This window comes from Nakamurella leprariae, from assembly GCF_016918035.1.
GTDB classification, from domain to species: domain Bacteria; phylum Actinomycetota; class Actinomycetes; order Mycobacteriales; family Nakamurellaceae; genus Nakamurella; species Nakamurella leprariae.
Genome location: NZ_JAERWK010000001.1, coordinates 127,646 through 146,811 on the forward strand (window position 1 = coordinate 127,646; position 19,166 = coordinate 146,811).

The 19,166-nt window shown below is 73.3% G+C and carries 17 protein-coding genes; 10 read left to right on the plus strand and 7 right to left on the minus strand.

What is annotated here, in order from left to right; genetic code table 11:
- Nucleotides 1-122 precede the first annotated feature (122 nt).
- Nucleotides 123-1,298, plus strand: a complete 1,176-nt coding sequence (gene moeZ / locus JL106_RS00645; protein ID WP_205258735.1) for an adenylyltransferase/sulfurtransferase MoeZ — start codon at nt 123-125, stop codon at nt 1,296-1,298.
- A gap of 117 nt (nt 1,299-1,415) precedes the next feature.
- The gene (locus JL106_RS00650) at nt 1,416-2,252 is read left to right on the plus strand and encodes a TIGR02569 family protein (protein ID WP_205258736.1); all 837 of its coding nucleotides are present in this window, start codon (nt 1,416-1,418) and stop codon (nt 2,250-2,252) included.
- Nucleotides 2,253-2,272: 20 nt separating this feature from the next.
- On the opposite strand, the gene JL106_RS00655 is transcribed toward JL106_RS00650, so the two are convergent.
- Nucleotides 2,273-3,388 (minus strand): DUF4192 domain-containing protein, encoded by a 1,116-nt coding sequence (locus tag JL106_RS00655; protein WP_205258737.1) that lies wholly within the window; start codon nt 3,386-3,388, stop codon nt 2,273-2,275.
- A 79-nt stretch (nt 3,389-3,467) separates the two neighbouring features.
- The gene (locus tag JL106_RS00660) at nt 3,468-3,782 is read right to left on the minus strand and encodes an MGMT family protein (protein ID WP_328840868.1); all 315 of its coding nucleotides are present in this window, start codon (nt 3,780-3,782) and stop codon (nt 3,468-3,470) included.
- Nucleotides 3,783-3,894: 112 nt separating this feature from the next.
- Here JL106_RS00660 and JL106_RS00665 point away from each other — a divergent pair, with 112 nt between their 5' ends.
- Both JL106_RS00665 and JL106_RS00670 read left to right on the plus strand, forming a co-directional pair.
- The gene (locus tag JL106_RS00665) at nt 3,895-7,254 is read left to right on the plus strand and encodes an ATP-dependent helicase (protein WP_205258738.1); all 3,360 of its coding nucleotides are present in this window, start codon (nt 3,895-3,897) and stop codon (nt 7,252-7,254) included.
- A complete protein-coding gene (locus tag JL106_RS00670; protein WP_205258739.1) occupies nt 7,251-10,670 on the plus strand; it encodes an ATP-dependent helicase in 3,420 nt (1,139 codons plus the stop codon). Before JL106_RS00665 ends, JL106_RS00670 begins: the two co-directional genes overlap by 4 nt.
- 14 nt (nt 10,671-10,684) lie before the next feature.
- Here JL106_RS00670 and JL106_RS00675 read toward each other — a convergent pair whose 3' ends face one another.
- Nucleotides 10,685-11,434: an SDR family oxidoreductase gene (locus tag JL106_RS00675; RefSeq protein WP_205258740.1), complete on the minus strand. Its 750-nt coding sequence runs from the start codon at nt 11,432-11,434 to the stop codon at nt 10,685-10,687.
- Between the two features lie 249 nt (nt 11,435-11,683).
- Between JL106_RS00675 and folP the strand changes: the two genes are divergently transcribed.
- The 4 genes from folP to JL106_RS00695 all read left to right on the plus strand — a co-directional run bounded on the left by folP (nt 11,684) and on the right by JL106_RS00695 (nt 14,146).
- Nucleotides 11,684-12,496, plus strand: a complete 813-nt coding sequence (gene folP, locus JL106_RS00680; protein WP_205258819.1) for a dihydropteroate synthase — start codon at nt 11,684-11,686, stop codon at nt 12,494-12,496.
- Between the two features lie 80 nt (nt 12,497-12,576).
- Entirely contained in the window at nt 12,577-13,044 is a 468-nt protein-coding gene (locus JL106_RS00685; protein WP_236006398.1) for a DivIVA domain-containing protein, read from the plus strand.
- Nucleotides 13,041-13,541: an SRPBCC family protein gene (locus JL106_RS00690; protein ID WP_205258742.1), complete on the plus strand. Its 501-nt coding sequence runs from the start codon at nt 13,041-13,043 to the stop codon at nt 13,539-13,541. Before JL106_RS00685 ends, JL106_RS00690 begins: the two co-directional genes overlap by 4 nt.
- Nucleotides 13,538-14,146: a DNA-3-methyladenine glycosylase I gene (locus JL106_RS00695; protein WP_205258743.1), complete on the plus strand. Its 609-nt coding sequence runs from the start codon at nt 13,538-13,540 to the stop codon at nt 14,144-14,146. The genes JL106_RS00690 and JL106_RS00695 overlap by 4 nt, the downstream gene beginning before the upstream one ends.
- 48 nt (nt 14,147-14,194) lie before the next feature.
- Here JL106_RS00695 and JL106_RS00700 read toward each other — a convergent pair whose 3' ends face one another.
- On the minus strand, nt 14,195-14,488 hold the full coding sequence (locus JL106_RS00700) for a DUF6191 domain-containing protein (protein ID WP_205258744.1): 294 nt from the start codon (nt 14,486-14,488) through the stop codon (nt 14,195-14,197).
- A 308-nt stretch (nt 14,489-14,796) separates the two neighbouring features.
- Between JL106_RS00700 and JL106_RS00705 the strand changes: the two genes are divergently transcribed.
- Nucleotides 14,797-14,964 (plus strand): DUF3117 domain-containing protein, encoded by a 168-nt coding sequence (locus JL106_RS00705; protein WP_205258745.1) that lies wholly within the window; start codon nt 14,797-14,799, stop codon nt 14,962-14,964.
- Between the two features lie 95 nt (nt 14,965-15,059).
- On the opposite strand, the gene glgA is transcribed toward JL106_RS00705, so the two are convergent.
- Entirely contained in the window at nt 15,060-16,223 is a 1,164-nt protein-coding gene (gene glgA / locus JL106_RS00710) for a glycogen synthase (RefSeq protein ID WP_205258746.1), read from the minus strand.
- Between the two features lie 88 nt (nt 16,224-16,311).
- Here glgA and glgC point away from each other — a divergent pair, with 88 nt between their 5' ends.
- Nucleotides 16,312-17,532, plus strand: a complete 1,221-nt coding sequence (glgC, locus tag JL106_RS00715; protein ID WP_205258747.1) for a glucose-1-phosphate adenylyltransferase — start codon at nt 16,312-16,314, stop codon at nt 17,530-17,532.
- 41 nt (nt 17,533-17,573) lie between these two features.
- On the opposite strand, the gene JL106_RS00720 is transcribed toward glgC, so the two are convergent.
- Both JL106_RS00720 and JL106_RS00725 read right to left on the minus strand, forming a co-directional pair.
- Complete coding sequence (locus JL106_RS00720) at nt 17,574-18,272, minus strand: D-alanyl-D-alanine carboxypeptidase family protein (RefSeq protein ID WP_205258748.1); 699 nt, start codon at nt 18,270-18,272, stop codon at nt 17,574-17,576.
- Nucleotides 18,269-18,892, minus strand: coding sequence for an O-methyltransferase (locus JL106_RS00725; protein ID WP_205258749.1), 624 nt, complete (start codon nt 18,890-18,892; stop codon nt 18,269-18,271). Before JL106_RS00725 ends, JL106_RS00720 begins: the two co-directional genes overlap by 4 nt.
- Nucleotides 18,893-19,166 lie beyond the last annotated feature (274 nt).

A 19,166-nucleotide genomic window follows, 5' to 3' on the forward strand; every position in this document is an offset into this window, starting at 1 on the left:
GCAGGCGGTCCCGCCCGCTCCGGGAAGAAGCGCGACCGCGTCGACGTTGCCATCAGGCAGACTGTCACCCCAGATTGCCGTGAGGGTCTGCCTCTGACCCGACGTTCCCCGCTGGAGATCCCGTGTCATTGCCACCGCTGGTCGAGCCGGCCGATTCGCTGACCAAGGAAGAGGTGGAGCGCTACTCGCGTCACCTCATCATCCCGGACGTCGGGATGATCGGGCAGAAGCGACTGAAGAACGCCAAGGTGCTGGTGGTCGGCGCCGGTGGCCTGGGATCGCCCGCGTTGCTGTACCTGGCCGCGGCTGGTGTCGGGACGCTGGGCATCCTCGACTTCGACGTCGTCGATGAGTCCAACCTGCAGCGTCAGGTCATCCACGGCCAGTCGGACGTGGGCAAGCCCAAGGCCGTGTCGGCCGCGGAGTCGATCGCCGAGATCAACCCGCTGGTCAAGGTCGTCCTGCACACCGAGCGTCTCGACTCGGACAACGCGATGGACATCTTCGCGGGGTACGACCTGATCCTGGACGGCACCGACAACTTCGCGACGCGCTACCTGGTCAACGACGCGTGTGTGCTGCTGGGCAAGCCGTACGTGTGGGGGTCGATCTACCGGTTCGAGGGCCAGGCCAGCGTGTTCTGGGCGGAACCGGGCAACGGGCGCGAGGGCGTCCAGTACCGGGACCTCTACCCGGAGCCGCCGCCGCCGGGCATGGTGCCCTCGTGCGCCGAAGGCGGCGTGCTCGGCGTGCTGTGCGCGTCCATCGGTTCGATCATGGTGACCGAGGCGATCAAGCTGCTGACGGGCATCGGTGAGCCGCTGCTGGGCCGGCTCATGGTCTACGACGCGCTCGAGATGACCTACCGCACGGTCCGGATCCGCAAGGATCCGGCAGGCGAGCCGATCACCGGTCTGATCGACTACGAGGCGTTCTGCGGGGCCGTGTCCGACGAGGCCGCGGAGGCCGCTTCCGGTCACACCATCTCGGCGCTGCAGCTCAAGCAGCGGATCGACGCGCAGGAGGACTTCCTGCTCGTCGACGTGCGCGAGCCGAACGAGGCCGAGATCGTGTCGATCCCCGGCGCCGTCCTGATCCCGAAGAACGACATCCTCTCGGGTGAGGCGCTGGAGAAGCTGCCGCAGGACAAGCCGATCGTCCTGCACTGCAAGGCCGGCGGTCGCTCCGCCGAGGCGCTGGCCGTCCTGCACAAGGCCGGCTTCGCCGACGCCGTGCACGTCGGCGGCGGCGTGCTCGCGTGGATCAAGCAGGTCGATCCGTCGCTGCCGACCTACTGAGCGACCGGGTGTGTCCCGACGGAACGGAGCGGTGGCGCCCACGTGCCACCGCTCCGGCCGTCGCCGGCGTCCGCCGGCGTGGCGGTCGTCGATCATCGCGGTAGCGTGCCGCTCGTGGTGAGCGCTCCACCCGGCCATGTCCTGGCCGCCTTCGGATCCCCGACCGACGCAGGTGCGTGGTCGGACGGTCCTGGCGTCGCCGGATGGCGGTGCGGCGACCTCGTCGTGGTCCCGGTCCGCACGGGTTCCGCGGTCCAGGCCGCCTGGACCTCCGGGGTGCTCGACCAGCTCGACGTGCCGGGGCTGCGGCTCGCCCGGCCGGTCCGTGCCTCGGACGGGCGGTGGGTCATCGCCGGCTGGCGGGCCCAGCGCGTGGTCACCGGCGACCCGGAGCCACGGTTCGATGACCTCATCGCGGTGTCGCTGTCGCTGCACGACGCGCTCTCCCGCCTGCCCGAGCCGCGGTTCCTGCGTGATCGCACCGGCGCGGTCGGTCTGGCCGATCACCTGACCTGGGACGCCGTCGAGCCCGGTGGCGTCATCGGTGCCGGTCACGGCGCCCGCCTGTTCCAGCGCCTGGCCGCGGCGCGTCGACCGCTGGACCTGCCGCTGCAGGTCGTCCACGTCGAGCTGACGGGCGACGTCCTGTTCGCCGGCGCCGCGCCGCCCGCGGTGGTGGGCCTGACGCCGCTGTGGCGCCCGGCGCCGTGGGCGAGCGCGCTGGTCGTCGTGGACGGGATCGCACACGGCGGCGCCGGACTCGAGCTCGCGGAGCGATGGTCCGGGCGGTTCCCCGACTGGCCGGAACTGCTGCGCCGCGCAATGTTGTTCCGGTTGGCGCAGACGTTGCTCGAGCCGCCCGCCGACGGGCCGGCGCGTCTGGTGGAACTGCTGGCCGCGGCCGAACTGCTCGATCCCGTCCTGCTCGTCCGGTCCGCCGACCACCGCGACTGAGCCGACCACCGCGGTGGACGTCATCGGCCCGGCATCCCCGGGTGTGCGCCGCCCACCGCATCGCCGGACGGCGGATCATCCAGGCCAGCGAGCATCCCGCGGACCGTCACCGGCGGCAGGCCGGTCTGGATGGTCGACAGCAGCAGGGTGCCGAGTCCGTGCGAAGGATCGGCGCGCAGGCATCGATCGACCGCCACCTGTGCCAGGGCGCCGTCGCCCTCGGCATAGGCCACCACGGTCAGCGTTGCGCAGAGCTGGGCGGCCGCCCGGTCCGGGGTCCAGCGAGCGCACGCCGAGAGCATCGCGGCCCACGGCCGATCGGGCTCCCTGATCGCCCGGCTGATCACGGCGTCCCGACCTCGGTGTTCCTGCATGGCCACCACCACCGCGGCCGCGGCGGGCGCGTCCACGTCACCGGTGCGTTCCACCTGGCGCAGGGCCACGTCCACCGGACCCGGTCGCCGGTCGGTCGGCGACCGGCGGTCCGGTGCCGTCCCGATGCCGGAGAGGTCCGGCAGGCGACGAGGTGTCCGGCTCAACGCCTGGCTGAAGGCGGTCAGCCGTTCCCGGTCCGGGGGAGCGATGGTCCGGCACAGCTCCCGCCGGGAGTCCAGGATCGCCCGGCCGGAGAACGCGGTCAGCGCCTGCATGGTGAGCACCTGCGGATCGTCCCGGCCCGGGAGCGGCACCGGCGCCGCCGACGGGTCGCGGACCCCGCGGACCGGATCCACCCGGTGGGCCGCACCCCCGTGCACCGCCCAGAGGTCCCGGGGCGGGACACCGGCCTGCCGGAGTGCGCCGGCCAACCGTGGCAGCGCGCGGGGGATCGCCGCGCGCGTCCGGTAGCTCAGCAGCACCACGGAGTCCGCGTGCTGGGCCGCGAAGGACGCCAGCCGCTGGTACGGCACGCCGCCCGACGGCCCGACCGGGAGGTCCACCCGGGCGACCGGCCCGAGCTCCCCGGTCGCGGTCAGGCAGACCATCACCAGGCTGTCGGACGGATGGAACCCGAGGGTGGCCGGAACGGCCGCCAGGAGTCCGACGACCCCGGAGAGGCGGACGCGACTGCCGCCCGACGGGTCGGGCGACGGGACGGCGGGGCGGGTCTGGGCGGCGGGCGGACGGTCGTCGGTCATGTCGGTGACGGTGGAGGCCGTCCGCGTCCGGATCGATGGCCGGTCCGGTCGGTGGACAACTGGCACCCATGTGGACAACTCAACCGCTCAGACCGTCGTCGCGCCCGGGCCGGTGGCGGAACCGGCGCAGGTCGACGCGACCGTCGACGGACAGCACGCCCTCGGCGGCCAGCAGCGTCCGTTGTTCCACCGCAAGATGCGCCGCCATCCGGCCGTCCGCCCGCACCACCCGGTGCCAGGGCACCGACTCGTCAGCCAGGTTGGACAGCACCCATCCCGCGAGTCGTGCGGACGGCGAGCCGGCCCGGGCGGCGATGTCCCCATAGGTGACCACAGTGCCGGCGGGGACCGCGCGCACCACCTCGAGCATCCGGTCCGCCAGTACCTCGTCCACCCGGACAGTGTGCGGTGGTGACCGGGTCTCCGGGAAGCCGGAGCAGGTGGGCCGATCACGGTCGCCGGCTCGTCACGGCCGACTGTCGGTGGGTGGTGGTGCAATCCTGGCCATGGTGGACACGGTGGGGACGGCGCAGGCGGCGCTCGGGGTGACAGCACACCCGGGTGGACCGGGCCGGTCGCGCGTCTCCGCCGGCGGCCGGGTGCTGGAGCCGGGGCCGCTCATGGCACCGGACGGTTCGCCGGGGTGCCGGTTGCGGCTGCGCCGTCGGGCGGCGGAGCCGCCGGTGGTGCTGGACGACGAGCAGCGGGCGGTCGTCGAGCACGATCGCGGGCGCCTCCGGGTGCTCGGTGGCCCCGGTACCGGCAAGTCGACCGCGCTCGTCGAGGCGGTCGCGGATCGCGTGCGTCGCCCGGCCGTCGATCCGGACCAGATCCTGGTCCTGACGTTCTCCCGGCAGGCCGCGGCCGAGTTGTCCGACCGGATCGCCCACCGCACCGGGCGGACCACCGGCGAGCCGCTGGTCCGCACGCTGCACTCGTACGCCTTCGCGCTGCTGCGCCGCGACGCGGACCGCACCGGCGAGGCGGCGCCGCGACTGCTGGTCGCCGGTGACTCCGACCAGATGGTCCGGGAGTTGCTGGCGGGGCACGCCGCGGAAGGCGGGGGCCCGTGGCCGCCGAGTCTGTGGCCGGCCCTCACCTCCGCGCGGTTCGCGGCGTCCCTGCGCGACCTCATGATGCGAGCGGCGGAACGGGGGCTCAGCCCCGCCCGGATCGCCGAGTGGGGCCGGCGCCGGCACCGACCCGAATGGCAGGCCGCGGGTGCCTTCGCGCGTGAGTACCAGGATGTGGCCGATCTGCGGCAGGGCAGCAGCGGTTTCGGCGCGGCGCTGGACCAGGCCGAGCTGACCACGGCCGCCCTCGCCGTGCTCCGTGATGACACCGCCCTGGCCAGCGAGCAACGCCGGTTCCGCCGGATCCTGGTCGACGAGTACCAGGACGTCGATCCCGCGCAGGCGGCGCTCGTCGAGCGGCTCGCCGACGGTGCCGACGAGTTCGTCGTGTTCGGCGATCCGGACCAATCGGTGTTCGGCTTCCGCGGGTCGGACCGGGAGGCCCTGCAGACCGTGTCGGTGGACCGCACCATCGTGCTGTCCACCTCCCACCGGCTGCCCGAGGCGGTGATCGGGGCGACCCGTCGCTTGGCCGACCGGCTGCCGGGTCCCGCCGGGCACCGGACGCTGCGGCTGCCGACCACGCTCCCTGAGTCGACGCTGCCGCCGTCCTCGGGTGGTCCCCTGCACCCTCCACGGGTCGCGGTGCCTGCACCTGCCGTTCCGGTGCCCGGTCCGTCCGGGTCCGTGGAGGTCCGCATCCTCGCCTCGGCCGCGTCGGAGGCCGCCTTCGTGGCCGACGAGTTGCGCCGGGCCCACATCCACGACGGGGTGCCCTGGTCCCGGATGGCGGTGTTGATGCGGTCACCCAGCGCTGGGATCACCGCGTTGCGACGGGCCTGCTCGACGGCCGGTGTGCCGCTGGTCACCCAGGAGACCGCTCCCGTGCTCCAGCTGGATCCCACCGTCCGGGCGATGGTGCTGGTCCTCCGCTGCGCCGCCGACCCGGTCGGCCTGACCGCCGAGCGGGCGACCGAGCTGCTCACCGGTCCGCTGGGGGGACTCGATGCCATCGCCCTCCGGCGGTTGCGACGTGCCATCCGGTCGCGTCGGCCTGCCGGGCCGACGACCGCGGACGAACTGGCCGCTACCCTGCTGGGCGCGCCGCTGCCGGACTCGGTGGCCGATCCGGAGCGGACGGCGGTCCACCACCTGTCCGGGATGCTGGACGCGGCCCGGGCCCAGATCGATGCCACCGACGCCGAACAGCCGCTCTGGGCCGTCTGGGAGTTGTCCGGTCTGGCCGACTCCCTGCTCGCCGACGTCTTGGCCGGTGGACGGTCCGGCGCCCGGGCGGACGCGACCCTCGACGCGGTGGTGACGCTGTTCCGGACGGCGGCCGACTTCGCCGAGCGGCTGCCGATGGCCGGGGTCGCAGCGTTCCTCGAACTGATCGACCAGAAGCGACTCGCGGACGCGGATCCGGCCCGGCGGGTCGGCGCCGACGGCGTGCGCGTGGTCTCCGCCCACGGGGCCAAGGGTCTGCAGTGGGACGTCGTCGCGGTCAGCGGCGTCCAGGAGAGCCGCTGGCCCGACCTGCGTTCCCGACCGGACCTGTTGGGAGCCGGCGAGCTGCTCGCCGCGGCGTCCGGTCTGCCCAGCACGGTCTCGGTGCCCGCCGCGACGCTGGCCGATGAACGGCGCCTGTTCTACGTGGCCTGCACCCGGGCGGGTCGGCGGCTGCTGGTCACCGCCGTCCGGTCGGCGTCGGACGAACCGTCCCGCTTCCTGGCCGAACTGGTCGGGGCGGACGCGGAGATCCTGTTCGGCTGGCCGGTCGATCGACGTGGTCGGCGGCGCCGCGGGACGCAGCTGACCGACCTGGTCGCCGAGTTGCGCCGGGCCGTGGTCGACCCGGAGGAGGCACCGGGAACGGCGGCACGCGCCGCCGAACAGCTCGCGCGGTTGGCGACCGCGGGCGTCCCGGGGGCGCACCCCGGCCAGTGGTGGGGCCTGGCCGGGACCAGCACCGACGAGCCTGCCCTGCCGACCGATCGACCGGTGCCCGTCTCGCCGTCGGCCGTGGAGCGCATCACCACGTGCGAGCTCCGCGGGGTCCTGCAGGCGCGTGGCGGTGGCGGACCCACCGGCACCGCGCAGGTTGAGGGCATCCTGCTGCACGCGCTGGTCCAAGGACTGGCCGACGGTGTGCCGCGGGAGGAGCTGGTGCAGCGCGTCGACGACTTCCTGACCGGCCAGTCACAACTCGCCGGATGGTTGCGGGCGCGGACGCGCCGCGGACTGCTCACCATGCTGGACGCGGCCGAGCAGTGGCTCGCGGAGAACCAGCAGGACCGGACGCCGGTCGGAGCCGAACTCGAGGTCGTCGCCGAGGTGCCCGGTGGCCCGGAGACCCCGGCGGCGCGGATCGCCGGCCGGATGGATTGGCTGTCCCGGCGGTCCGACGGCTCGCTGGTGGTCACCGACTTCAAGACGGGCGCCAGCGTGCCGACCCGGGCGCAGGTCGCCGAGCACGCCCAGCTGGGTGCCTACCAGGTCGCGCTGGCCGACGGCGCGGGCGCCCGGACGGCGGGAACCGACGCCGATCCGGGACGGGTCACCGGGGCACCCGGCGGCGCGGAACTGGTCTACCTGCGCAGCGGTCGGCCCAAGGTCCTCGCGCAGCCGCCGCTGACCGAGGAACAGGCGCAGCGGTGGCGGGAGCTGATCCTGGACTCGGCCGGGGCGCTGACGCGCACGGCGCTCACCGCCACCGAGAACCGTGGGTGTGAACGGTGCCCGGTCAGATCCAGTTGCCCGCTCCGTGACGAAGGCCGGCAGGTGACCCGATGAGCGGGCGGAATCCGGCGGCCGCCCGTCCGGGATCGGCCGGCTGGCTCAGCGCCGACCAGCTGGCCACCGTCCTGGGTCTGCCCCGGCCGACGCCGGAACAGACCCGCGTCATCGAGGCGCCGCTCCGTCCGGCCCTGGTGGTGGCGGGTGCCGGTTCCGGCAAGACCGAGACCATGGCGGCCCGGGTCGTCTCGCTGGTCGCGAACGGCGTGGTCGGACCGGGGGAAGTCCTGGGTCTGACGTTCACCCGCAAGGCCGCTGGTGAGCTCGGTGCCCGGATCCGAGCGCGGTTGCGCATGTTGCAGGAGGCCGGGGGGCTTCCCGAGGGCGTCCGCGCCCGGCTCGCCGCCGCGTCGGGCGAGCCCGAGGTCTTCACCTACCACGCCTTCGGTGGCCAGCTCATCAACGAGTTCGGGCCGCTCGTCGGGTTGGAGCCGTCCGAGACGGTGCTGACCGCCACGGCGTCCTGGCAGTTGGCCCGCCGCGTGGTCAGCCGGTGGGACGGTGACCTGGAGACGGAGCTCACCGCTGACACGGTGACCGAACGGCTGCTCGCCCTGGCCGGCGGGCTCGCCGACCATCTCGTGTCGGTCGACGCGGTGGCCGACCGACTGGCCGAGCTGGTGACGCTGCTGCGCTCTGCGCCACCGGCCCCGCGGCAGCGGAACCCGGTGCACACCAAACTGGCCGGCCCGTTGAAGAGCTTGCAGGACCGGGTCTGGATCCTGCCGTTGGTGCATGCCTACGAGCAGGCCAAGCGTCGCGCCGGGGCCTTGGACTTCGCCGATCAGATGCATCAGGCGGCCCGGCTGGTGGGGCAGTACCCGCAGGTCCGGCGCAGTGTCCGTGGTCGGTACCGGGTGGTGCTGCTGGACGAGTACCAGGACACCGGGCACGCCCAACGGGTGATCCTGCGCGCGGTGTTCGGGGCTGACCCCGATCGGGTCGGCGATCGCGAGGAGCGGTCAGTCCCGCCGGCGGTGACCGCCGTCGGCGACCCCGTGCAGTCGATCTACTCGTGGCGTGGCGCCAGTGCGGCCAACCTCGCCCGGTTCGTCACCGACTTCCCCGACCGGGACGGTCGGCCGGCCCCGGTCATGTCGCTGCTGACCAGCTTCCGCAATCCGGCCCGGGTGCTCGACCTGGCCAACGTCACCTCCGCGCCGTTGCGGGAGGCGTCCACGGTGCTGGTCGACGAGCTGCGCGGCCGGACCGGGGCCCCCGTGGGGCGGGTGGTGACCGGTCTGCTCACCACCGTCGACGACGAGAACGACTGGCTGGCCGATCAGATCGCCCGACGCTGGCAGGCCGCCGGCTGGTCGGCCGAGTCAACCCCGGGCGGAACGCCGACCCCGACGACCGCGGTCCTGCTGCGGCGACGCCGGGACATGTCGGCGGTGGCCGAGTCGCTGCGGGCCTGTGGCCTGCCCGTCGAGGTCATGGGACTCGGCGGGCTCATCCACGAACCGGAGGTGGCGGACGTGATCGCCACGCTCCGCGTCCTGGTCGACCCGCATGCCGGCGATGCGGTGCTGCGGCTGTTGACCGGGCCGCGGTGGCGGATCGGCATGGCGGACCTGCGCGTGCTGGCCGACCGTGCGCGGCTGCTGGCCCGCGACGCCGCCACGACCGTGGTTCCCGCTCCCGACCCGGCCCCGGCGGATCCGGGCGCAGCCGGGCCACCCGCCGGGACGATCGACCTCGCCGACCTGGAACGCGAGCCGATGTCCCTGGTCGACGCCTTGGCCGACCTGGGTGAACCCGCGGCCTATTCAGCAACGGGACACCGCCGGCTCAGCCGGTTCGCGGCCGAGTTGGACCGGCTCCGGTCGCGGCTCGACCAGCCGCTCACCGACGTGGTGGCCGACGTGGAGCGCACCATCGGCATCGATGTCGAGACGGCGTTGCACCGTCCGGACGGCCGGGTCCACCTCGACGCCTTCGCCGATGTCGTCGCCGACGTCGCGGCGTCCGGCGTCGGCCCGCCGGAACTGCTCGACTACCTGGCCACCGCCGAGGAACGCGAGGACGGGCTGCAGCCGGGGGACACGACCGTGACGCCCGGCGCGGTGCAGATCCTCACCGTGCACGGCGCCAAGGGCCTCGAGTGGGACACCGTCGCGGTCCCGCACCTGGTGGCCGGCGTCTTCCCCAGCAACCGGGTCGAACACTGGTTGCAGGACGCCGCCCAGTTGCCCCCGGACCTGCGGGGCGACCGGTCCGACGTCCCCGTCCTGGATCTGCCCGTCGGCGGCGACCAGGGCGAGCTGGCCCGGGCGTTGGGCGAGCACGTCGACGAACTCAAGGCCGCCGGGCTCGACGAGGAGCGGCGCCTCATGTACGTCGCGGTGACCAGGGCCGAGTCGATGCTGCTGCTGTCGGGGCATCACTGGGGCGCGAGCACGGCCAAGCCGCTGGGGCCGAGCGAGTTCCTCACCGAGTTGTCCGGTGTGCCGGGGGTCGAGGTCGACTGCTGGGCGGACCCGCCTGAGCCGGAGGCGATCAACCCCATGACTGCGGTGCCGCGCTCGGCCACGTGGCCGGTGGACCCGCTCGGCGGGCAGCGGACGACCGCGACCGCCGGGGCACGCCTGGTGGTCGAGGCGATGCGCCGGGTCGAGCCCGATCAGCCCGACGCGCCTCCGCCACCCGCGGATCCGCTCGCGCAACCGAGAGCGCCGGGCGACGGCATCGACGACGACATCGACGGCTGGCGCCGCGACGTCGACCTGCTGCTGGCCGAACGGACCGCGACCGCAGCCAGCACGTCGATGACGGTCGACCTGCCGGCCGGGCTCACCGTGTCCGCGCTGGTGGACCTGGCTCGCGATCCCGAGCAGCTGGCGCTCCGGGTCCGGCGACCGTTGCCGGTCCCGCCGTTGCGGACCCGGCGGCGGGGCAGCGCCTTCCACGACTGGTTGCAGCGGCAGAGCGCCGGTCAGGCGATGCTGGACCTCGGTGACCTGCCCGGTGCTGGTGATCCCGGCGCGCGGGACGACCCGGAACTCGAGCGCCTGCAGGCGGCGTTCCAGGGGTCGTCGTGGGCGCGCCGCACACCGGTCGCCGTGGAGCTGCCGTTCTCGGTGACGGTCGGAGGCCTGGCCTTGCGCGGCCGCATCGACGCCGTCTACGTCGACGACGACGGCGGACGCACGGTCGTGGATTGGAAGACGGGCCGGCGACCGGACCCGGAAGAGGAACGGATCGCCGCGGTGCAACTGGCCGTCTACCGCCTGGCGGTGGCCGACCTGTTCGACCTGCCGCTGGACCAGGTCCGGGCCGCGTTCCACTACGTCCGTCAGGACCGCACCGTCATGCCGGTGGACATGCTGGACGCCGATGGGCTGGCGGCACTGATCCGGTCGGCGACCGACGGCGAGCCCGACGATGCACCGAGCCCCGCCGGCCGCCGGTGACCCGACCGTCCGGGTCAGCCCCGGAAGACCGGCAGCGGCCCGAAGCTCTGCGCCACCGGCATGATCTCCATGGTGTTGATGTTCATGTGCGCGGGCAGGCTGGCCACCCAGTACACGGACTCGGCGATGTCGTCGGCCGAGATGGACTCCACGTCGGCGTAGAGGGCGTCCGCGCGGTCCTGATCGCCCCGGAACCGCAGCGTGGAGAACTCGGTGCCACCGCACAGGCCGGGCTCGATGCACGTCACCCGCACGCCGGTGCCCTGCAGGTCGGCGCGCAGATTGAGGCTGAACTGCTGCACGAAGGCCTTGGTGGCGCCGTAGACGTTGCCCCCCGGGTAGGGCCAGTTGCCGGCGATCGACCCGAGGTTGACCACCAGGCCGCGCCCGCGCTCGACCATCCCGGGCAGCACGGCGCGACTGCAGTACATGACGCCCTTGCAGTTGGTGTCCACCATCTGGTCCCAGGCGTCCAGATCGGCCTCGGCCGCGGGCTCCATGCCGAGCGCCATGCCGGCGTTGTTGACGAGCACGTCGATGGTGGCGAACGGCTCCGGCAAGGAGGCCACCACCTGTTCCACCGCCGCGCGGTCACGGACGTCCAGCGCCACCGGGTGCACCGCCTCGCCCAGCTCCTCGGCCAGCGCGGCGAGACGGTCGACCCGCCGGGCGGTGGCGATCACCCGGTGTCCCTCGGACACGAACCGTCGGGCGATGGCGTTCCCGAACCCGGCACTGGCTCCGGTCACCAACACGGTGCTCATCGTCGATCTCCTCAGGACAGGTCGTCGTGGTGTCGCTCCGACCGCCACCGATGTCGGTCGGATCAGGTCCGGCCGTAGCCTAGGCGGGTGCCCGGACCCCCCTCGGACGACCGCACCGGGCCGCGACCTGCCGTCGAGCCGGCGCCGCACCGGACCGGGACCGACGAGCGCGGATCGACGGGGGAGCCGGCACCGCGCCCAGCCGTCGTGCTGCGTGGGCGGGCGCTGCCGGCCGACCGGGCCGCCGTCATGGCGATCATCAACCGCACCCCCGACTCGTTCTACGACGGTGGCGCCACGTTCGACGACGCCCCGGCGTTGGCCGCGGCGCACCGGGCGGTCGAGGAGGGCGCCGACCTGGTCGACGTCGGCGGTGTCAAGGCGGGCGTCGGAGCCGCCGTCGACGTCGCCGAGGAGATCCGGCGGGTGGTGCCGTTCGTCGAACGCCTGCGCAGCGAGCTCCCGGACCTGGTGATCAGCGTCGACACCTGGCGCACCGAGGTGGCCCGCGCCGCCTGTGCCGCCGGCGCGGATCTGATCAACGACACCTGGGCCGGGGCCGACCCGGGGTTGGTCGAGGTGGCGGCCGAGTTCGGCACCGGCATCGTGTGTTCGCACACCGGGGGCGCGGTGCCCAGGACCAACCCGTTCCGGCCGGCGTACGCCGACGTGGTGGCATCCGTGCTCGCCGAGACGACGGCCGCAGCGAACCGGATGGTGGCGGCCGGCGTTCCGGCTGCGGGCGTGCTCATCGATCCGACGCACGACTTCGGCAAGAACACGTGGCACGGGCTGGAGCTGGTGCACCGGTCGGCCGAGCTGGTGGCCTCCGGCTGGCCGGTGCTGATGGCGCTGTCCAACAAGGACTTCGTCGGCGAGACCCTGGACCTGCCGGTCGACCAGCGGGTCGAGGGCACACTGGCGGCGACGGCCATCGCGGCGTGGCAGGGGGTCGCCGTCTTCCGCGCCCATCAGGTCCGGGCCACCCGGCGGGTCGTCGAGATGGCAGCCAGCATCCGCGGCACCCGGCCGCCGGTCGCGCCGGTCCGCGGGCTCGTCTGAACCGTCCCGGTCCGCCCGCGGATGCCTGCACCTCCACCTTCGGAGCGCTGTCGGCACCCCGTGGCACCATCGGCACCGTGATGACCCTGCTGCAGTACCTGCTGATCGCGGCCGTGATCGGGCTCGCCGTGTTCGGCATCGCGGTCGTGGTCTTCGGCCGTGGGGAGCAGATGGCGCCACTGCCGCCCCGGACGTCGCCCGCGCACCTGCCGGACGGCCCGATCACCGGCAGCGACGTGGAGCAGGTGCGGTTCGGCCTGGCGGTCCGCGGCTACCGGATGAGCGACGTCGACTGGACGCTGCACCGGTTGTCCGGTGAACTCGACCGGCTCCGCGCCCGGCTCCGTGAACTCGATCCGGACGCGGTGAACGGTCCACGAGCCGGGACGGACGTCGCCGCCGAGGCGACGCCGCCCGGCGGAACGGCCGGCGACCCGGTCCCCTCGCACGCCGGCGGGGCGGCGTCAGAGCCGATCCGACCACCCGCCGGGCCGTCGGCCGCCGCATCCGGATCGCTGTCCACCAGCCACGAGGAGCCGCAGCGATGACCGTCACCGTGTCCGCGTCGAAGGTGCTGCGCGCGTCGGCCGACCAGGTCTTCACGGCCGTGACCGACCTGGCCCGCCAGGAACGGTGGATGGTCGCGACGCGGCTCTACGAACTGACCGCGCCCGCGCCGTCACCACAGGTCGGTGCCCGGCTGGCCGCCTTCACCGGGGTCGCCGGCGTCGGCTTCCTCGACGTGATGACCGTGACCGAATATGACCCGCCCCGTCGGTGGGTGACCGCCCACGAGGCCGACTTCGTCCGGGGCGTCGGGATCTTCGAGATCGACGCCGCGCGGGACGACTCGTGTCGTGTGACCTGGACCGAACATCTCGACCTGCCGTTCGGGCTGGTCGGCCGGCTCGGCTGGCCGCTGGTCCGGCCGGTCGCCAGGGTGGGACTGCAGGTCTCCCTGCGCCGGCTCGCCGTGCAGCTCCGCGCCGATGCGGCCGCCGCCACCACGGGCACCACCGCCGTCACCGGCGGAGGGCGCGCATGAGCACCCCGGCGCACGCAGCGACCGGGCCGGAGCCGTCCGCTCCGGAGCCCGCCGAGGACCCCGGCCGGTGCGGATGGGCCGGCAGCGCCCCCGAGTACGTCGCCTACCACGACCAGGAGTGGGGGACACCGCTGCACGGTGACGCGGCGCTGTTCGAACGGCTGAGTCTGGAGGCCTTCCAGTCGGGCCTGAGCTGGATCACCATCCTGCGGAAGCGACCGGCGTTCCGGACGGCGTTCGCCGACTTCGACATGGCCACGGTGGCGGCGTTCTCCGACGACGACGTGGCACGACTGCTGGCCGACGACGGGATCGTCCGCAACCGGAGCAAGATCGAGGCCACCATCGGCAACGCGCGGGCCGCGGCCGCGCTGCCCGATGGCTTGGACGCGCTGCTGTGGTCGTTCGCGCCCGCGCCGAGGTCCGCGCCGCTGGCCCCGGGCGCCGTGCCGGCCCGGACCGACGAGTCGACGGCGATGGCGCGCGAGCTGAAGCGGCGCGGCTTCCGGTTCGTCGGACCGACGACCGCCTACGCGCTCATGCAGGCCACCGGCATGGTCAACGACCACGCTCAGGCGTGTTGGCTCGCGCCGACCTCCAGCTGAGGGGAGCGCCGTCCCCCACACCACCCCGCGGACGATCAGGAGTGGGTCTCAGGCGTCCCGGCCGGTGGCTCGGCCGTTCGCCTCAACCGTGTCGTCGTCCGGGGCGTCCTGCGCTCCGGCGGCGTCGGGCCCGTCGGCGCCGGGGTCGTCGTCCTCAGGCTCGGCAGCCTCGGCGTCCGGCTGCTGCACGTTGATCACGGCGACGCCTGACTCGAAGTCGATGCGCAGGTCGCCGTCGCGGCCGTGTCCCTCCTCCTCACGGCGCATCGCCCGGGAGCGGCGCTCAGCGAGCTCATGGCGCATGCCCGGGTTGAACAGGGCGCCGAGGTCTCCGAGAGTCACCGCCCCAGGCTACGTCAGCGCGCCCGGTCCGGGTTCCGGAGCGAGCCGGCTCCGCCGACCACCGTCAGGCCGACGATGATCGACCGCCGGCCGACCAGGTTCGCCCGCCGCCGCGCGAGCATCAGCGCCCGGTCCGGCGGGTCCGGTTTCCGCAGCGAGGCTGTGATGAGGGAGAATGGAGTTCCCGCGCGGCGTGCGGGACGTGCCGGACGGAACACCGCCCGGCTGGCATGAGCGCCGCTCGGTCGACCGGTCCACGGACGTGGGCCCGTCGGCCGGACGTGCAAACGAAGTGGAGGGAGTCGCAGATGGCGGCCATGAAGCCCCGGACCGGAGACGGACCGCTGGAGGTCACGAAGGAGGGGCGGGGCATCGTCATGCGGGTTCCGCTGGAGGGCGGCGGCCGGCTGGTCGTCGAGATCTCCGCCGACGAGGCGGCTGCCCTGGGCGATGCGCTGAAGGCTGTCGTCAACTGACCGACGGCTGACGTTCGTGCGCCGGCGCCGGTCGTTCCTCCACCGGCGCCGGGCCGGAGTCGATCCGACACGGGTCGGCCGGCTGCTCCGTTCGATCAGCGCAGCACCTGCCGGTACAGCTCCACCGTCCGCTCGGCCACGGCGGTCCAGGAGAACTCCCGTTCCGCGCGCTGGCGTCCGGACCGGCCGAACCCAGCGGCCTCGGCCGGATCACCGACCAGTGCGTTGACCGCCGCGGCCAGGTCGGTCGCGAAGGCGGTCTCGTCGTCCGGGTCGTAGTGCACCAGCGTCCCGGTCACGCCGTCCTGCACGACCTCGGGGATGCCGCCGACGTCACTGGCCACCACCGCCGCCCCGCAGGCCATGGCCTCGAGGTTGACGATGCCCAGCGGCTCGTACACCGATGGGCAACAGAAGACGGTGGACGCGGAGAGCACCTGGGTGACCTGGTCCAGGGTGAGCATGCCGTCGAACCAGAACACGCCCGGTCGGCTCCGCTGCAACTCCGCCACCGCCTCGGCGGTCTCCCGCGCGATCTCGGGCGTGTCGGGAGCCCCGGCACACAGCACCAGCTGCACTCCCGGATCGAACTGGTGGGCCGCCGCGATGAGGTGCCGGACCCCCTTCTGTCGGGTGATGCGGCCGACGAACGACGCGATGGGGGCGTCCAGGTCGACACCCGCATCGGTGAGCACCGTTCGGGCATCCACCGGGTGGTAGATCGCGGTGTCGATGCCGTTGCGGATCACGTGCACCTTGGCCGGGTCCAGTTCCGGATAGACGGCGAGCACGTCGGTGCGCATGCCGTCCGACACCGCGATGATGGCGTCTGCCGCCCCGTAGGCGGTGCGTTCGACCCAGCTGGACAACCGGTAGCCACCGCCCAGCTGCTCGGCCTTCCACGGGCGCCGCGGCTCGAGCGAATGCGCGGTGATCACGTGCGGCGCACCGGTCAGCAGTCCGCCCACCTGGCCGGCCAGATTGGCGTACCAGGTGTGGGAGTGCAGCACGTCCGCACGCACGCCACGGTCCAGCGCCGCGGCCATGTCCAGGTCGACCGACAGCGTGCTCAGTGCTGCGTTGGCGTCGGCCAGGCCGGGGCCGGGCCGATGGCCAGTGGCGCCGGGCCGGTCATCGCCGAAGGCGTGCACGTCGACGTCGATCAGCGCCCGGAGCTCGCGCACCAGGTACTCGACGTGGACGCCGGCGCCGCCGTACACGTCCGGCGGGAACTCACGGGTCAGGATGGCGGTCCGCACTTCGGCAACGTAGCGCCGCCGCGGACGGCGCGCTGATCCGCCCCATGGTGTGCGCGCCGATGTCCGCTGCGACCGCTACTGTTCGGGCATGGTCTCCAAGCCCAGGGTCCTCGGCATCGTGTTGGCCGGTGGCGAGGGCAAACGCCTGTGGCCGCTCACCGCCGATCGGGCCAAGCCAGCCGTTCCGTTCGGCGGCAACTACCGACTCGTCGACTTCGTGCTGTCGAACCTGGTGAACGCCGGGTACACGCGGATCTGCGTGCTGACGCAGTACAAGTCGCATTCACTGGACCGGCACCTGACCACGACGTGGCGGCTTGATCAACTCATCGGCAACTACGTGACGCCGGTGCCCGCGCAGCAGCGGCTCGGCCCGCGCTGGTACACCGGCAGCGCCGACGCGATCTTCCAGTCGCTGAACCTGGTGTACGACGACAACCCTGACTACCTGGTCGTCTTCGGTGCCGATCACGTGTACCGGATGGATCCGTCGCAGATGGTGCAGGACCACATCGATTCCGGCGCGGAGTGCACCGTCGCCGGCATCCGAGTGCCCCGTCGCGAAGCCACCGCCTTCGGCGTCATCCAGACCGAGGACGGCACCCGGATCGACAGCTGGCTGGAGAAGCCGGCCGATCCGCCGGCCGTCCCCGACGACCCGGACATCGCGTACGCCTCGATGGGCAACTACGTGTTCACCACCGCCTCGCTCATCGAGGCGCTGCGGGCCGATGCGCTCAACGAGGATTCCGCGCACGACATGGGCGGCGACATCGTTCCGGCCTTCGTGGAGAAGGGCACCGCCCACGTCTACGACTTCGCGCGGAACCAGGTGCCAGGCACCACGGACCGGGACCGCGGCTATTGGCGGGACGTCGGCACGCTGGACGCGTACCACGACGCGCACATGGACCTGGTGTCCGTGCATCCCATCTTCAACCTCTACAACCGGCGCTGGCCGATCCTGAGCCTGCCGGTCGGCTGGCCGCCCGCGAAGTTCGTCGAGAACGGCACCGCGCTGGACTCGATGGTCGGCCCCGGGAGCATCGTCTCCGGCGGCACGGTGAAGCGGTCGGTGATCTCGGAGGACGTGCACATCCAGTCCGGCAGTCACGTCGAGGGATCGGTCCTGCTGCCCGGGGTGCGGGTCGGCCGCGGCGCGGTCATCCGCAACGCCATCCTCGACAAGAACGTGGTGGTGCCGGACGGCGCCATGCTCGGGGTCGACCTCAACGTCGACCGGCAGCGGTACACGGTGAGTCAGAGCGGCATCACCGTGGTCGGTAAGGGCGTCACGGTCGCCGGCTGAGCGTCCGGGTGGGCTGGCCCGCGCTGCCTCGGCAGCGGGGATCAACCGTTCGGGCTGGGCAGTCGGGCCGGGCACCCGGTCACGGCGAACGTGGCGTCGAACTCGAAGTGCCACGGCTCGTTGTCGTACGTCCGGCAGAAGCCGAGCCGACCGGCGGAGCCCTCCAGCCAGTTCGACGCGGCGCGCGGCTGGACGTCGACGGCGGTCCCGGTCACGTGGGCCGAGCGCTCCGGGGGCAGGGTGTACTGCTCGGCCATCGCCTCGCCGTAGTCCCGCACGTACTCGTCGCGGATCTGCTGTTGCTGGGCGCGGCTGCGTTTGCCGTCGGCCAGACAGACGTCGACGCCCACCTGGGCGGCCTCGGCCAGCACCGCAGCCCACGCCGCGGCCACCTCGGGCAGCAGCCCGGTCGCGGGCTCGTCGGTGTACCGGGTGTCCACCGCGCAGCGACCGGTGCCCTCCGGTCCGGGCACGTCACCCTGGTCGGGAGCTGACGGTGGCGGGGTCGCGGCCGATGCGGCGCTGGTCGTCGAGGAGGTGGTCGTCGACACCGTGGTCGTCGAGACCGTCGAGACGGCACCACTGCTCGATGGCGCGGTGGTCGGCACAGCGGTCGACACCGTGGTCGCTGTGGCAGTCGGATCGGCCGCCGAGGCGCGGCCGCCCGGTCCGCAGCCGGCCAGCAGCACCGACGCGGCGCCCAGCAGCGCCATCGCGCCGCGGACACGCCGCGCGATCACCGGCGCTTGACCGCCACCAGCAGGCCGTCGCCCAACGGCAGCATGACCGGCAGCAGCCGCTCGTCGTCCCGGACGAGTCGCCCGGCCTCGCGGACGGCGCTGGTGTCGGGGTCGCGCTGCGTGGGGTCGGGCACCTTGTCGCCGGCCAACGCACCGTTGAGGGCCAGCACGCCGCCCGGGCGCAGCAGGCGGACCGCTTCGGTCACGTACTGCGGGTACTCGGTGCGGATGCCGTCGACCAGGACCATGTCGTAGGCCCCGTCGGTCAGGCGGGGCAGCACCTCCAGCCCACGGCCGTTGATCAGCCGGGTGCGGGTCGAGGCGATGCCGGCGTCGGCGAACGCCTGGCGCGCGGCCCGCTGGTGCTCGACCTCCGGGTCGATGGACGTCAGCACGCCGTCCGGGCTCATCCCGGCGAACAGACGCAGGCCGCTCACCCCGGTCCCGGTGCCGACCTCGACCACGGTGCGGGCGGCCAGCGTGGCGGCCAGGAAGCTCAGCGCGGCTGCGGCGCCGGACCCGAGCGGCACCGAGCCGAGTTCGGCGGCGCGGCCACGTGCCGCGAGCACGGCATCGTCCTCGGGGACGAAGAACTCTGCGTACGACCGGCTGGTGGTCACCGGGAACCTCCTGACTCGGGGCGGCAGCCGGTCCGGACCCCGACACAGGTCACCGGGGTCGACGGCGGGCGCGCGACTCGCTGAGATTACCGGGGGTGACGCACCGCGCCGTTCCGGGTCGTGCCCCACGACGACGGACCCGGGCGATCAGGCGGAGATCAGCACCGGTACCCCACCCGAGCGGGTGCCGTTCACACCCCGCTCACATCGGCGGTCGCGACAATTGTGAGGTCGGCGACCGTGCCGGCTCACCCGGAGGTGGTTGTCCTGTCCG